Origin of the sequence: Micromonospora sp. DT46, assembly GCF_049841735.1 — a bacterium.
Taxonomy (GTDB): Bacteria; Actinomycetota; Actinomycetes; order Mycobacteriales; family Micromonosporaceae; genus Micromonospora; species Micromonospora reichwaldensis.
Window position 1 is genome coordinate 353,020 of the sequence record NZ_JBNCKW010000003.1, and the last position, 13,039, is coordinate 366,058.

13 protein-coding genes are annotated in these 13,039 nt (G+C 73.0%); 9 read left to right on the plus strand and 4 right to left on the minus strand.

Features of this window, described 5'->3' with window-relative positions:
* Positions 1–47: 47 nt before the first annotated feature.
* Genes ACLQ20_RS09540 through ACLQ20_RS09550 form a run of 3 tightly spaced genes read left to right on the plus strand, consistent with a single transcriptional unit; the run spans position 48 to position 2,354 of the window.
* Positions 48–377: a hypothetical protein gene (locus ACLQ20_RS09540; RefSeq protein WP_121397959.1), complete on the plus strand. Its 330-nt coding sequence runs from the start codon at positions 48–50 to the stop codon at positions 375–377.
* The gene (locus tag ACLQ20_RS09545) at positions 374–1,435 is read left to right on the plus strand and encodes a WXG100 family type VII secretion target (protein WP_327028147.1); all 1,062 of its coding nucleotides are present in this window, start codon (positions 374–376) and stop codon (positions 1,433–1,435) included. The genes ACLQ20_RS09540 and ACLQ20_RS09545 overlap by 4 nt, the downstream gene beginning before the upstream one ends.
* A 22-nt stretch (positions 1,436–1,457) precedes the next feature.
* Positions 1,458–2,354: a hypothetical protein gene (locus ACLQ20_RS09550; RefSeq protein WP_151454299.1), complete on the plus strand. Its 897-nt coding sequence runs from the start codon at positions 1,458–1,460 to the stop codon at positions 2,352–2,354.
* Positions 2,355–2,379: 25 nt separating this feature from the next.
* Here ACLQ20_RS09550 and ACLQ20_RS09555 read toward each other — a convergent pair whose 3' ends face one another.
* Positions 2,380–3,351 (minus strand): aldo/keto reductase, encoded by a 972-nt coding sequence (locus ACLQ20_RS09555; RefSeq protein ID WP_132237889.1) that lies wholly within the window; start codon positions 3,349–3,351, stop codon positions 2,380–2,382.
* 177 nt (positions 3,352–3,528) lie between these two features.
* Between ACLQ20_RS09555 and ACLQ20_RS09560 the strand changes: the two genes are divergently transcribed.
* On the plus strand, positions 3,529–4,581 hold the full coding sequence (locus tag ACLQ20_RS09560; RefSeq protein WP_151454297.1) for an LLM class F420-dependent oxidoreductase: 1,053 nt from the start codon (positions 3,529–3,531) through the stop codon (positions 4,579–4,581).
* Entirely contained in the window at positions 4,578–5,414 is an 837-nt protein-coding gene (locus tag ACLQ20_RS09565) for an undecaprenyl-diphosphate phosphatase (RefSeq protein WP_151454296.1), read from the plus strand. The genes ACLQ20_RS09560 and ACLQ20_RS09565 overlap by 4 nt, the downstream gene beginning before the upstream one ends.
* Positions 5,415–5,800: 386 nt before the next feature.
* On the opposite strand, the gene ACLQ20_RS09570 is transcribed toward ACLQ20_RS09565, so the two are convergent.
* Positions 5,801–6,397 carry a hypothetical protein gene (locus tag ACLQ20_RS09570; RefSeq protein WP_425855052.1) on the minus strand — a complete coding sequence of 199 codons (597 nt, stop codon included), beginning with the start codon at positions 6,395–6,397 and terminating at the stop codon, positions 5,801–5,803.
* 882 nt (positions 6,398–7,279) lie between these two features.
* Here ACLQ20_RS09570 and ACLQ20_RS09575 point away from each other — a divergent pair.
* From ACLQ20_RS09575 to mshC, 4 genes are all read left to right on the plus strand, one after another.
* Complete coding sequence (locus ACLQ20_RS09575) at positions 7,280–7,993, plus strand: histidine phosphatase family protein (protein ID WP_425855053.1); 714 nt, start codon at positions 7,280–7,282, stop codon at positions 7,991–7,993.
* 277 nt (positions 7,994–8,270) lie between these two features.
* Complete coding sequence (locus ACLQ20_RS09580; RefSeq protein ID WP_151457714.1) at positions 8,271–8,858, plus strand: DUF3090 domain-containing protein; 588 nt, start codon at positions 8,271–8,273, stop codon at positions 8,856–8,858.
* Positions 8,855–9,673 carry an SCO1664 family protein gene (locus ACLQ20_RS09585; protein WP_425855054.1) on the plus strand — a complete coding sequence of 273 codons (819 nt, stop codon included), beginning with the start codon at positions 8,855–8,857 and terminating at the stop codon, positions 9,671–9,673. The genes ACLQ20_RS09580 and ACLQ20_RS09585 overlap by 4 nt, the downstream gene beginning before the upstream one ends.
* Before the next feature lie 87 nt (positions 9,674–9,760).
* Positions 9,761–10,999, plus strand: a complete 1,239-nt coding sequence (mshC, locus tag ACLQ20_RS09590) for a cysteine--1-D-myo-inosityl 2-amino-2-deoxy-alpha-D-glucopyranoside ligase (protein ID WP_327028151.1) — start codon at positions 9,761–9,763, stop codon at positions 10,997–10,999.
* Between the two features lie 172 nt (positions 11,000–11,171).
* Here mshC and ACLQ20_RS09595 read toward each other — a convergent pair whose 3' ends face one another.
* Together ACLQ20_RS09595 and ACLQ20_RS09600 are read right to left on the minus strand one after the other, a co-directional pair.
* On the minus strand, positions 11,172–11,963 hold the full coding sequence (locus ACLQ20_RS09595; RefSeq protein WP_425855056.1) for a GntR family transcriptional regulator: 792 nt from the start codon (positions 11,961–11,963) through the stop codon (positions 11,172–11,174).
* Between the two features lie 127 nt (positions 11,964–12,090).
* Complete coding sequence (locus tag ACLQ20_RS09600; RefSeq protein ID WP_101409578.1) at positions 12,091–12,960, minus strand: PAC2 family protein; 870 nt, start codon at positions 12,958–12,960, stop codon at positions 12,091–12,093.
* Between the last annotated feature and the right edge of the window lie 79 nt (positions 12,961–13,039).

A 13,039-nucleotide genomic window follows, 5' to 3' on the forward strand; every position in this document is an offset into this window, starting at 1 on the left:
GGCATGATCGTATCGTCGTCCCGCCGGGCGAGTGGGGGAGGAACGGCGTGCCTGACATCGACGTCGACGTGCAGGCGGTGCGTCGGCTGGAGGCGGCGGCGAAGCGGGTGGCCACCTCGCTGACCGCGCTGGAGAGCCGGATCACGTCAGCGGGCGACATACCGGACGGGGCCTTCGGGCACCTGCCGTTCGTCAGCGACATGCTCCGCGAGAAGTACGCCGAGCAGGTCACCGGGGGGATGGAGCTGTTCCGGTCCGGCCACGACGCGTTCGAGCGGGTCGGCGGCGCGCTGGGCGGGACGGCCGAGGCCTACGAGCGCAACGAGCAGGACATCGACGCATCCTTCCGCGCCATCGGCGCCGGGATGCCCCGGTGAGTGGGCCCGCGGGCACCGCCGTCGAGCTCTGGAACGGCATCGACAACGCCCTGTCCGGCGTGGACAAGGTGGTCGACAGCGTCTGCCGCACTCTCGCCTGGCCGTTGATCCAGCTCGTCGACCTCGTCGACGGCGAGCCGGCCGCGCTGCGCGCCAAGGCCACGGAGTGGGACGCGCTGGCCGGGCAGGTGCGGGAGTTGGCGATGGGCCACCGCAGCGTGCGCGAGGCCGAGCAGGCCGGCTGGCGCTCCCCGTCCGGCCAGGCGTACGGGCGGCGGATGGCCGAGGTCGAGCAGCAGCTGCTGGACGTCGCCGAGCAGTTCGCCGCCACGGCCGAGTACCTGCGCGGGGTCGCCGACGCGCTCCAGACGGTGCACGACGTCCTGGTCGACATCTGCGTCGAGTTCGTCAACTTCCTGCTGGTGACGCTGGTCACCGCGCTGCTGATGGCCCCGTTCACCGCCGGGGCGTCCTGGGCGGCCGGGGTGGCGCTGGGAGTCACCCGGGGCATGATCGCGCTGACCCGGATGTTGAAGATCATCCGGCCGCTGGCGACGCACCTGCAGAAGGTCATCCGGCTGCTGCAACGGGTCCTGCTCCACCTGCGCAAGCTGCGCAACCACCTGGACAAGCTGGTCGACAAGCAGAAGGCGCTGCGCGCCGGCCAGAAGTACGCCGACAAGCGCCGTGCCGCCGGCGCCGCCGACAAGTGGCACCACAAGTTCATGGACCCGGCGAAGGGCACCTGGAAGCTCGGCAAGTCCGGTTCGCCGTTCGACATGAGCACGTTCGAGCGCCTCGGGGCGCTGCGGGCGCACGGCATGGCCGACGGGGCGCGGATGATCGGCCGGGACTGGGCCACCAACCTGCCGTGGAACATCCCGAACTCCGTCGTGCACGGCGCCACCTGGGGCACCGTCGCGATGGTCTCCGGCCTGTCGGTGCCCGGCATGGACCAGGTCGGCGACAAGGTCGACGCGGCGGTGCAGGGCGGCGCCGAGTGGATCGACCAGAATGTCTTCGGGCAGCCGCCGGCGCAGCAGCCGGCCGGCAGGTGACGGCCGATCGAGGGGGTGGGGCGTGTCCGAGGGGCGCAGTCGGCTGGGCCGGCTGACCGACGCGGTGCTGGGCGGTGCGCGGGCCGCCCGGGACAAGGCCCGTGAGCTGCGCGACGAGTTCCGCACCACCGACGAGCCCGAGCGCGCCCTGGTGGCGCCCCTGCTGCCCGACGAGGAGATCCGCTACGTCGGCCTGGCGCCGGTCCGGGCCCCGGAGAACCACCGGGCCGGCAGCCAGCTCGCCGACCGGGTGAACGCCGAGCTGGCCGAGGCGCTCGATCCGCGCGCGCTGTTCGGGCTGCTCAACATCGTCAACCCGGTCGCCTGGGTGGACGCGGTGCTGACGCCCGTACGCATCGCCGCGGGCGTCCTGCTGCTGCCCGGCAAGGCCGCCCTGCTCGCCGCCGGCACCCCGGAGACGGCCGAGCCGGAACCGGCGCCGGGCGGCGCGCCCCGGGAGCCGCTGCCGCTCACCGACGAGCAGGAGGCGTTCCGGGCGCTGTTCCGGCTCAGCCGCTACCGCCCGCTGGCCGACCAGCTCGCCGAGATCGCCTACCGGCGGCGGTACGTCTTCAGCGGCGACCTGGCCACCCTCGCCGGCAGCCTGCTGCTCTTCCTCGAGCGCTACACCGGCACCCCGCTGGCGGTCACCGACACCCACCTGCACCTGCTGCGGATGGGCCGCCGCCCCGACCCCGACCGCGAGGACCGGCGGCGCCCCCAGGTGCTGTGGAGCGTGCCGCGGCGGCGCATCGCCCGCATCGAGTCCGAGCACGGGGCCCGCCTCATGCAGTTCCCGTCCACCATCGTGTTCGACGACGGGTCCTGGATCCGGATCGTCAACCCGGCCACCCGCGACGACCAGTCCCGCTTCCTCGCCGCCGTACGTGACCTGCCCGGCCAGCGCCCCACGGCCTGACCGCGCGCTCGTGCCGCGGGCGGGGTCAGCCGTCGCGCTCGGGGTAGCCCACCGGCACGGCCGACACGTCGTCCAGCGCGGTGACGATCTCCTCGGGCAGGGTCACCCGCTCGACCTGGAGCGCGCCGAGCAGTTGCCCGACCGTCCGCGCGCCGAGGATCGGGGCCACCACCCCGGGCCGGTCGCGGATCCAGGCCAGCGCCACCTCCGTCGGGGAGACGCCCAGCCCGCCCGCGGCGATGGCGACCGCCTCCACGATGCTGGAGCAGCGGGGCTCCAGGTAGGTGGCGACGAAGCGCTCGAAGTGCGGCGAGGCCGCCCGCGAGTCGGCGGGCCGGCCGTGCCGGTACTTGCCGGTGAGCACCCCGCGGCCCAGCGGCGACCACGGCAGCACCCCCAGCCCGAGGGCCTCGCACGCGGGCAGCACCTCCCGCTCCACGCCGCGCTCCAGCAGCGAGTACTCCACCTGCGCCGCCACCACCGGGGCGCGCCCCGGCCAGGCGGTCTGCCAGGCCGCGGCCCGCGCGGTCTGCCAGCCGGCGAAGTTCGACACCCCGACGTAGCGGACCCGGCCGCTGGCCACCGCGTGGTCGAGCGCAGCGAGCGTCTCCTCCAGCGGCGTGTCGGGGTCGTAGCCGTGCAGTTGGAAGAGGTCGACGTGGTCCGTGCCCAGCCGGCGCAGCGAGGCGTCCAGCGTGCGCAACAGGTGCCCCCGGGAACCGTCCCGACGCCGGCCGCTGCCCGGCCGCAGGCCCGCCTTGGTGGCGATCAGCAGCTCCTCGCGCGGCACCAGGGAGCCCAGCAGCGACCCGATCACCGACTCGGCGTCGCCGTCGCCGTAGACGTCGGCGGTGTCGATCAGGTTGCCGCCCGCGTCGAGGAAACTCTTCAGCTGGGCGGCCGCATCGTCGGCGTCGGTGTCCCGGCCCCACGTCATGGTGCCGAGCGCGAGCCGCGAAACCGCCAGCCCGCTTCGGCCGAGCGGTCGCTGTTGCATGGGTGAACCTTATTTCGAACGAGGGCCCGCCGATATCCTCGCTCCCGTCAAGTGTGCCGGGCGCGTCGCGTTTCCGACCGTCCGGGCACCGCCCCCGGTGGTGGCGACCGGTGAACGGGTCGACTTGCGGCATTGCGTAACCTGATGCGACCTGTGGTGCGGATGGGGGAGGACCTAGTGCGACTCGGGCTCAGCCTCGGATACCAGACGGCGTGGAGCACGCCGGCCGATCACCTGGCTTTCGCCCAGGAGGCGGACCGGCTCGGCTACTCGGTGGTGTGGGCGGCGGAGGCCTACGGCTCCGACTCGCCGAGCATGCTCGCCTGGATGGCCGGGCAGACGGAGCGGATCGACCTGGGCAGCGCGGTGATGCAGATCCCCGCCCGTACCCCGGCGATGACCGCGATGACCGCGGCGACCATCGACGCGCTGTCCGGCGGCCGGTTCCGGCTGGGCCTCGGCGTGTCCGGCCCGCAGGTCTCCGAGGGCTGGCACGGCGTACGGTTCGCCAAGCCGCTGGCGCGGACCCGCGAGTTCGTGGACATCGTCAAGCTGGCCGTCGCCCGCAAGTCCGTCGCGTACGACGGCGAGTTCTACACGCTGCCGCTGCCCGACGGGCCGGGCAAGGCGCTGAAGCTGGGCTTCCACCCGCCGCGCGAGCACATCCCGATCTACCTCGCCGCCGTGGGCCCGAAGAACCTGGAGCTGGCCGGCGAGATCGCCGACGGCTGGCTGGCGATCTTCTACGCCCCCGAGTTCGCCGAGGAACAGCTCGCGTCGGTGCGCGCCGGGCGGGCGAAGGCCGGCAAGGAACTCGCCGGCTTCGACGTGGTCCCGTCGGTGCCCGTGGTGGTCGGCGACGATATCGCCACCTGCGCCGAGCTGGTCCGCTGGTACGCGGCCCTCTACGTCGGCGGCATGGGCAGCCGCCAGCAGAACTTCTACAACCAGCTCGCCACCCGGATGGGCTACGGCGACGCCGCCCGCGAGGTGCAGGATCTCTACCTGGCCAAGCGGCAGCGCGACGCCGCCGCCGCGGTGCCGCTGGAGTTCATCGACCGCACCTCGCTGCTGGGCCCGAAGGAGCGCATCGCCGAGCGGATGCGGGAGTACGCCGCCGCCGGCGTCACCACCCTGTCGGTGACCCTGTTCGCGGCCGACCGGGACAGCGGCGTGCACACCCTGCGTACCGTCGCCGAGGCGCTGGACCTCTCGGGAGTCGGGGAGTGACCTGGATCGAGGCCATCGTCCTGGGCATCGTCCAGGGACTGACCGAGTTCCTTCCGGTCAGCTCGTCCGGTCACCTGCGGATCACCTCGGCGATCTTCTTCGACCGGGACGCCGGGGCGTCGTTCACCGCGGTCACCCAGTTGGGCACCGAGGCGGCGGTGTTGATCTACTTCGCCAAGGACATCTGGCGCATCACCCGTACGTGGCTGGTCGGCATCAGGGACAAGTCGGTGCGTTCCAGCCTCGACTACCGGATGGGCTGGTACGTCATCGTCGGCTCGATCCCGATCGGGCTGTTCGGGTTCCTGTTCAAGGACCAGATCCGCACCGCCGGCCGGAACCTGTGGCTGGTGGCGACCACGCTGATCGTGTTCGCGTTCGTGCTGGCGTTCGCCGAGTACTGGGGGCGGCAGACCCGCACCCTGGTGAACTTCAAGATGCGCGACGGCGTGGTGATGGGCTTCGCCCAGGCGATGGCGCTCATCCCGGGGGTGTCGCGCTCGGGCGGCACGCTCACCGCCGGGCTGTTCCTCAACCTCACCCGGGAGGCGGCGGCGCGCTACTCGTTCCTGCTGGCCATCCCGGCGGTGGTGATGTCCGGGATCTTCAGCGTCGGCGACGTCTTCGAGCCGGCGGCGCCCGGCACGTCGGTGCCGAGCATGGCCCAGATGATCATCGCCACGATCATCGCCTTCGGCGTCGGCTACGCGGCCATCGCCTGGCTGCTGCGCTACGTCGCCCACCACACCCTGTACGTGTTCGTGCTGTACCGGGTCGCGGTGGGCACCCTGGTGCTCGCCCTGCTGATGACGGGCACCATCAGCGCCACCTGATCCGCCCGAGCCCGCGCCGGCCCCCGTCCCCGCACCACCGGACGGGGGCCGGCCCGTGTCCGACCCACCGCCGGCCGTCACCGCCTGCCTGGCGCCTTTGCGCTCTGGCATCTGGCGCCGCGATTCGCACCCGGACCACAACCCCGGCGACCCGAAGGCCGAGGGGCGTATTCTCTCTCGCCGGATCGCGTAAGCCGTGCTCGCCGTCCTCACGTCGAGATCTTGGACGGTTGTCGTCGGGTGCGAGCGGTAACTGTCCAAGATTTTCAGGTGGAGATGCCGGCGCCCCTGTCGGGGTGCCGGCCGTGTCGTGTGGACGTGCCGCTGGCCGGCACCGATTGATCGGTGCCGGCCGGCGGTCCCCCTTGTGGTGGAAAGTCTGTGTGTCAGCTGTTCCAGTGCTCGGTGACGAGGTCGGCGGCCTGCTGCTCCCACTGGGCGTAGTGGTCGGGGTACGCCGACACCTGCACCGTCTGGGCGGCCTTGGTCAGGGGCATGTCCTGCCACCCGTCGACCTGCTTCAGACCCTTCAGGAACGCGGTGGTGGAGTACTCGGGGTCGGTGATCTGCTCGATCGTGCCCCAACCCGAGGACGGGCGCTGCTGGAACAGGCCCTGCGAGTCGTGGTCGTTGCGGTCACCGAGGTGACCGAGGTTCTCCAGCTTCGACTCCTGCAGGGCGGTGGCGATCGACACGACGGCGGCGCGCTCGTCCATGCCGGCCTTCTTCGTCGCGGCGATGATGGCCTTGACGTTGGCGACCTGCTCGTCCGAGAGGTCGACGTGCGACTGGGTGCCCTGCACACCGTGCGGGATCAGCTTGGCCTTGTCGACCGACGGCTTGTCAGCCTGCATGGCCACAGCCGCCACGGGCGTGGTGTCGACAGTCGTCGGGGTGCTGTCGGTCATCGGGCCGGCGGCCACACCACCGGCGAACGCGAGACCAGCAATACCGAGAACGCTGTTACGAATGAACGTGTTCATGGGGGACGCTCCATTCGGGGGTTGGCACCACACACCGAAGGGGGATCGGCTCTGTGTGCGGGTGCAAGCACCGTCCGGCGCTCGATGAACAACGGGGAACCTCCGGCGTCCTGCCGGAGGAAAGATCAGAGTCGGCCGCGTGGGGCGGAGGGGGATGCCCTGCACGTGGGCCGGGACCATGTGTAACGACCGGCCGGCCGCCATCATTCCGGGGCCCGGGCTGACCACCTGCCCGGGAGGCGGGGCGTGCCCTTACTCGGTCGTACGCATGGTGTAACGACCCGGGGCCGGCCACGATTCCGCCCCCACGATGCCCCCGGTCACACCCTGAAACCGGACAAAGCGTCTCGTCGTCGACTCGTTTCGGGCGGGTGTGGTGCGGGTCGTGGTGGGCGTTCCGGATTGGTGTCGGACAGGGCGATCGGTCGGGGTGGAGGGCTGCTGAAGCCGCGTGTGAGGGGATGAACCGGACATGCGGGCGTCGAGTGATGTCCGTTGGTGCCCCCGGGCATGGTCAACGGTTAGTCGAGCCTGTCGGGCCGGCCCCTGTTGCGAGATCTTGGCAAGGATCGGCCCCTGGAGGGGCACTCTCGTTCCAAGATCTGCCGACGCCGACGCCGACGCCGACGCCGACGCCGACGCCGACGCCGACGCCGACGCCGACGCCGACGTGGTGTGGCGCGGGGCCGGCAGACGCGGGGGCGGTGCGGGATAAGTGCGGGCCGTGGGTGTTGCGCCTGGTGTGGGACTGCCATCGTCGATTGGGCGGTCAGCGCCGTCGAGGTGAGTCGGGCCCGGGGCCGTAGCGCAGATGGGGGAGCGCGGGTCATACCGCGCACCGGGGAGGCACCCGTGGCCGGACACAGGTCATAGGGTGGTCCCGTGGCGACCCTTCTGCTTCTGCGACACGGCCGGACGACCGCGAACGCCGACGGCGGGCTGGCCGGCCGGCAGCCCGTGGAACTGGACGAGACGGGCCGGGCCCAGGCGAGCGCGGTCGGCGAGCGGCTGCGGGCGGTGCCGCTCGCGGCGGTGGTGACCAGCCCGCTGATCCGGTGCCGGCAGACCCTGGAGCTGGCGTTGCCCGGGGCCGCCCCGGTGGTGGAGGAGGGGCTGATCGAGTGCGGCTACGGCGCCTGGGAGGGGCAGCCGCTGAAGAAGCTCGCCAAGGAGCCGCTCTGGCCGGTGGTCCAGCAGCACCCGAGCGCGGCGGTCTTCCCGGAGGGGGAGGCGATGGCGGCGATGGCGGCGCGGGCGGTCACCGCGGTGCGTACGTGGGACGCCCGGATCACGGCGGAGCACGGCCCCGAGGCGGTCTGGCTGGCGTGCAGCCACGGCGACGTGATCAAGGCGATCGTCGCCGACGCGCTCGGCGTACACCTGGATCTGTTCCAGCGGATCGTGGCCGACCCGGCCTCCGTGACGGCGATCCGCTACACGCCGCTGCGGCCGTTCCTGATGCGACTCAACGACACCGGCGGCGACCTGGCCGGGCTGGTGCCGCCGCCGCGTAAGCGGCGCCGACGGGCGACGCGGGCGGCCGGCGCGGCCGACTCCGACGCGCCGGTCGGCGGCGGCGCGGGGGCGGGCCGGTGACGGGCCGACGGCGCCCTGACCTACGGCCTCGCGGCGGGGCGCCGCGTCCGGTGGGGCGCTCGGCCGTCCCGCTCGCGACGCTCGCCCCAGCCGACGAGGAGTCCGCGCGCCGCTGCGGGCCGAGAGTCCCGTCCGCGACCACGCTGCGGCGCGGGCCCGGGGCCTCGCCGGCCGCCACGCCCGGGCGCGGCGCACGGTGTGCCGGGCGCGGCGGGGGTACGGCGATTCGCGTCGGTGGGGTGCGCGGCGCTGTGGCGCGCCGGATAGGGTCGTGGGTATGACCCACCAGGTGCACGCCTTCGAGCCGCCGGAGCGGTTCGTCGCCGGGACGGTCGGGCCGCCGGGGGAGCGCACGTTCTTCCTCCAGGCGCGCGGCGGTGGCCGGCTGGTCAGCGTCGCGCTGGAGAAGGTCCAGGTGTCGTTGCTGGCCGAGAAGCTCGAGGAGCTGCTCTCCGAGGCGCAGCGCCGCTTCGGGGTGGACCTGCCCGAGCCGGTGGCCGTCGTCGGCGACAACGACCCGCTGGACACGCCCGTCGACGAGGAGTTCCGGGTCGGCACGCTCGGGCTGGCGTTCGACGTCGACACCGCGACCGTGGTGATCGAGGCCATCGCCGTGGGCGAGGCGGAGGTCGAGGTCGAGCTCGGCGAGCCCGACGACGACGATGAGGACGCCGAGGACGAGGACGAGGAGCCGGACGAGGACCTCGACCGGCTCCGGGTGCGGCTGACCCCCGAGGCGACCCGACAGTTCATCGAGCGGGCCCGGCGGGTGGTCAACGCCGGTCGTCCGCCCTGCCCGCTCTGCGGCCAGCCCCTCGACCCCGCCGGTCATCTCTGTCCGCGCCACAACGGTTATCACCGGTGACGTCGTCGGATCTCCAGCCCCGACAGGACGGCGAGGCCGCGCTCCGCTTGCTGCGTGACGGTCACCTCGACCTGGAGGGGCGGCTCGTCGACGCCTCCAACACCACCCTGCGCGGCATCCTGACCCTCGACGGGGTGACGGCCCGCTGCGTCTACAAGCCGGTGCGGGGCGAGCGCCCGCTGTGGGACTTTCCGGACGGCACGCTGGCTGGTCGGGAGGTCTCGGCGTACGTGGTCTCCCGGGCCACCGGCTGGGATCTGGTGCCGCCGACCGTGCTGCGCGACGGCCCGTTCGGCCCGGGATCGTGTCAGCTCTGGATCGACGAGCCGGAGGCGGCCGAGCCCCTGGTCGGGTTCGTGCCGGCCGACGCGCTGCCGCCCCGGTGGTTCCCGATCGCGGCGGCCCGCGACGACGACGGCACACCGTACGCGCTGGCGCACGCCGACGATCCGCGGCTGGCCCGGCTCGCGGTGCTCGACGCGGTGATCAACAACGCGGACCGCAAGGGCGGGCACGTGCTGGTCGGTCCGGACGACCGGATCTACGGCGTCGACCACGGGGTGAGCTTCCACGTCGAGGAGAAGCTGCGCACGGTGCTCTGGGGCTGGGCCGGCCGGCAACTGCCGGCGGACGCCGTGGAGATGCTCGACGCACTCGCCGGTCAGCTTTCCGGGGCACTCGGCGACGAGCTGGCCGACCACCTGACCCTCCGGGAGGTCGCCGAGCTGGCGGCCCGGGTCGACCGGCTGCGGCACACCGGCCTGTTCCCGCAGCCGTCGCGGGACTGGCCTGCGGTGCCCTGGCCCCCCATGTGAGCGCGCCCGGTCCGTCCCTCGGCGCTGTCATGTTGATCACTGTGGGCCGGGCCTGCCGCGCCGCGCCGGCTGGTTAGGCTGACGGTCATGGACTCTTGGGCGGGACATGAAGTGCCGCGGCTGCCGGGCAGGGGCCAGCCGCTGTCGTTGTTCGACTCGGCGCGGCAGGGCGCCCACCCGAGCGATCCGGCCGGCACCGCAACCATGTACGTCTGCGGCATCACCCCGTACGACGCCACGCACCTGGGCCACGCCGCCACCATGATCGCGTTCGACCTGGTGCAGCGGGTGTGGCGGGACGCCGGCCGGGACGTGCACTACGTGCAGAACGTCACCGACATCGACGACCCGCTGCTGGAGCGGGCCGAGCGGGACGGCGAGGACTGGAAGGTCCTGGCGATGCGGGAGACCGCGCTGTTCCGCGAGGACATGGAGGCGCTGCGGATCATCCCGCCGGCGCACTACGTCGGCGCGGTGGAGTCGATCCCCGACATCGCCGACAAGGTCCTCCTGCTGCTCAAGGACGGGGCCGCGTACCGCCTGGAGGACGGCACCGGCGACGTCTACTTCGACATCGCCGCCACCCCCCGCTTCGGCTACGAGTCGAACCTGACCCGGGAGCAGATGCTGGAGATCTTCCCCGAGCGCGGGGGCGACCCGGACCGGGCCGGCAAGCGCGACCCGCTCGACCCGCTGTTGTGGCGGGGCGCCCGCGAGGGTGAGCCGTCCTGGCCGGGTGGCGAGCTGGGCGCCGGCCGTCCCGGCTGGCACATCGAGTGCACGGTCATCGCGCTCAACCTGCTCGGCGACCGGATCGACGTGCAGGGCGGCGGCAACGATCTGATCTTCCCCCACCACGAGTGCTCCGCCGCGCACGCCGAGCGGCTCACGGGCGCCGCGCCCTTCGCGCAGCACTACGTGCACGCCGGCATGATCGGCCTCGACGGCGAGAAGATGTCGAAGTCCCGGGGCAACCTGGTCTTCGTCTCCCGGCTGCGCGCCGACCAGGTCGACCCGATGGCGGTCCGGCTGGCCCTGCTCTCGGGGCACTACCGCACCGACCGCGCCTGGACCGACGAGCTGCTCGCGACGTCGCTGGAGCGGCTGGCCCGCTGGCGGCGGGCCGCCGCCGCGCCCGCCGGTCCGTCGGGCGAGGAGTTCCTGGCCGGCGTACGCGCCCGCCTCGCCGACGACCTGGACTCGCCGGGCGCCCTGGCGCTGGCCGACGGATGGGCCGAGGCGACCCTCGCGGGCACCGCCGACGACCCGGCCGCCCCCGCCCTCTTCGCCGCCACCCTGGACGCCCTCCTCGGCATCCACCTCTGACAGTGATGATGTGGGAGCGGGTCACCCGGTCGGTCTGACTCAGCCTCTGACTGACCGTGGGCCCCGCCCCTCGCGACGTCGATCATGCAGTTGTGGTGCCCCGCAAAAGGCGCATAACGGCGGTAGCCGCCCACCCCAAGTGCATGATCGACGGGGTGGGGTGGAGGGTTGGTTAGCCGAGGACGAGGCCCGGGTCCGGGGTGGGGGCGGGGGCCGGGGCGGGGATCTTGTACTCCTCGGTCAGCGTGGTGACCGGGCCGGGCCAGGTGGCCTGGGCGACCTCGATCGGCTTGCGGTGGCCGTCGTAGGCCACGTGCAGCAGGTGCAGCACGGGGGTGTCGGGGCGGATCTGGAGGATCTCGGCCTCCTCCCGGCTGGGCTGGCGGGCGCTGATGGTGTCGGTGGCGGAGACGTACCGCCGGCCGGTTGCCTCCTCGGCCTCCTGGTAGAGCGGTCGGCCGAATGCCTCGGCGCGCTCCAGCGAGGTGCCGGCGGTGTCGGCGGGCAGGAACCACGAGGCGCCCACCTCGACGGGGGAGTCCTCGGTGCGCACGAGGTGGCGGCGGCAGAGCAGGTCGGTGCCGTCGGCGACCCCGAACGCGTCGGCCACCTCCGGCGGGGCGGGGGCCCTGCCGACGGAGACGAGCTGCTGCCGGTACCGCGCGGCCAGGTCGGTGTGGTAGCCGCGGAAGCCGCCGTAGCGGCCCCGGGAGAGCCGGTTGAGCCGCCGCCGGGTGCCTCGGACGTACGTCCCGGAGCCGGGCTTGGTGATCAGGATGCCCTCGACCCGCAGCTGGTCGACGGCGCGCTGCACAGTTTGCTTCGCCACGCCGAACATCTCGGCGATGGCCGGGATGGACGGCAGCCGCTCGCCCGGTGCCCAGTCGCCGCGGCGGATCTGGGCCTTGAGCTGCGCGGCGATCTGCCGGTGCGGGAACTCGGCCGCCCCCGGATTGATCTGCATGCCCGCCTCCTCGATGACAGCTAGGTTCCTAGGATGCCCTAGGGGTAGTGACCGCGCCACCCCGGACACGCCAAAAGACCGGCCCCGGACGACACGCGTCCGGGGCCGGTGCGGCAGGGGATGGGTGCTACCAGGAGCCGGCCGTGGGGCCGGCGGAGCCGCCGCGACGGCGCAGGTACTTCTCGAACTCCTGGGCGATCTCGTCACCCGTCAGCGGGGTGATGCCCGCGTCGCCGACGCGTTCCTCCAGCTCGCGCACGTATTCGCCGAGCTCGGCGTCCTGCTCGGCGGCGCTGCGCACCCGCTGCTCCCACTCGGCGGCCTCCTCGGCGAGGTCGGCCATGGGCACCGGCAGGTCGAGCACCTCCTCGACGCGATGCAGCAGGGCGAGGGTGGCCTTCGGGCAGGGCGGGTTGTTGGCGTAGTGCGGCACGTGGACCCAGAACGAGACGGCGTCGACCTCGGCCTTGTTGCAGGCGTCGTGCAGCACGCCGACGATCCCGGTCGGCCCGTCGTAGCGGGTGGGGGTGAGCTGGTAGCGCTGGGCGGCCTCCGCGTCGGAGGCGCTGCCGCTGATCGGCAGCGGCCGGGTGTACGGCACGTCGGCCAGCAGCGCGCCGAGCACGACGACCCGCTCGACCTCCAGGCTGTGGCAGATCTCCAGCACCTGCTCGCAGAAGGTGCGCCACCGCATGCTCGGCTCGATGCCGCGGATCAGCACGACGTCCCGTTCGGTGCCCTCGGGGCTGGCCACCATGAAGCGCGTCGTCGGCCACTCCACCCGGCGGGTCTCGCCCTCGGCCATGGTGATCGTGGGGCGGCTGACCTGGAAGTCGTAGAAGTCCTCCGGGTCCAGCTCCGTGACCTGCCGGGCCTGCCACACCTGCTCCAGGTGCTCGACGGCGGCGGTGGAGGCATCGGCGGCGTCGTTCCAGCCCTCGAACGCGGCGATCGCCACGGGGGACCGCAGCACCGGCAGTCCGTCGAACTCGGTCACGCCGTCACCTCACCCTGCTCGTCGGGGCCGGCGCCGGGACCGGACCCGGTCGTCCGCCCGCCGGGCGTGGTGCTGTCGC

Excerpts from the sequence above, each read along its gene's own strand:
- ACLQ20_RS09555 (WP_132237889.1), bottom strand. The coding sequence starts at position 3,351 with ATGCAACAGCGACCGCTCGGCCGAAGCGGGCTGGCGGTTTCGCGGCTC.
- ACLQ20_RS09570 (WP_425855052.1), bottom strand. The coding sequence starts at position 6,397 with ATGAACACGTTCATTCGTAACAGCGTTCTCGGTATTGCTGGTCTCGCG.
- ACLQ20_RS09580 (WP_151457714.1), top strand. The coding sequence starts at position 8,271 with ATGACCCACCAGGTGCACGCCTTCGAGCCGCCGGAGCGGTTCGTCGCC.
- mshC (WP_327028151.1), top strand. The coding sequence starts at position 9,761 with ATGGACTCTTGGGCGGGACATGAAGTGCCGCGGCTGCCGGGCAGGGGC.
- ACLQ20_RS09595 (WP_425855056.1), bottom strand. The coding sequence starts at position 11,963 with ATGCAGATCAATCCGGGGGCGGCCGAGTTCCCGCACCGGCAGATCGCC.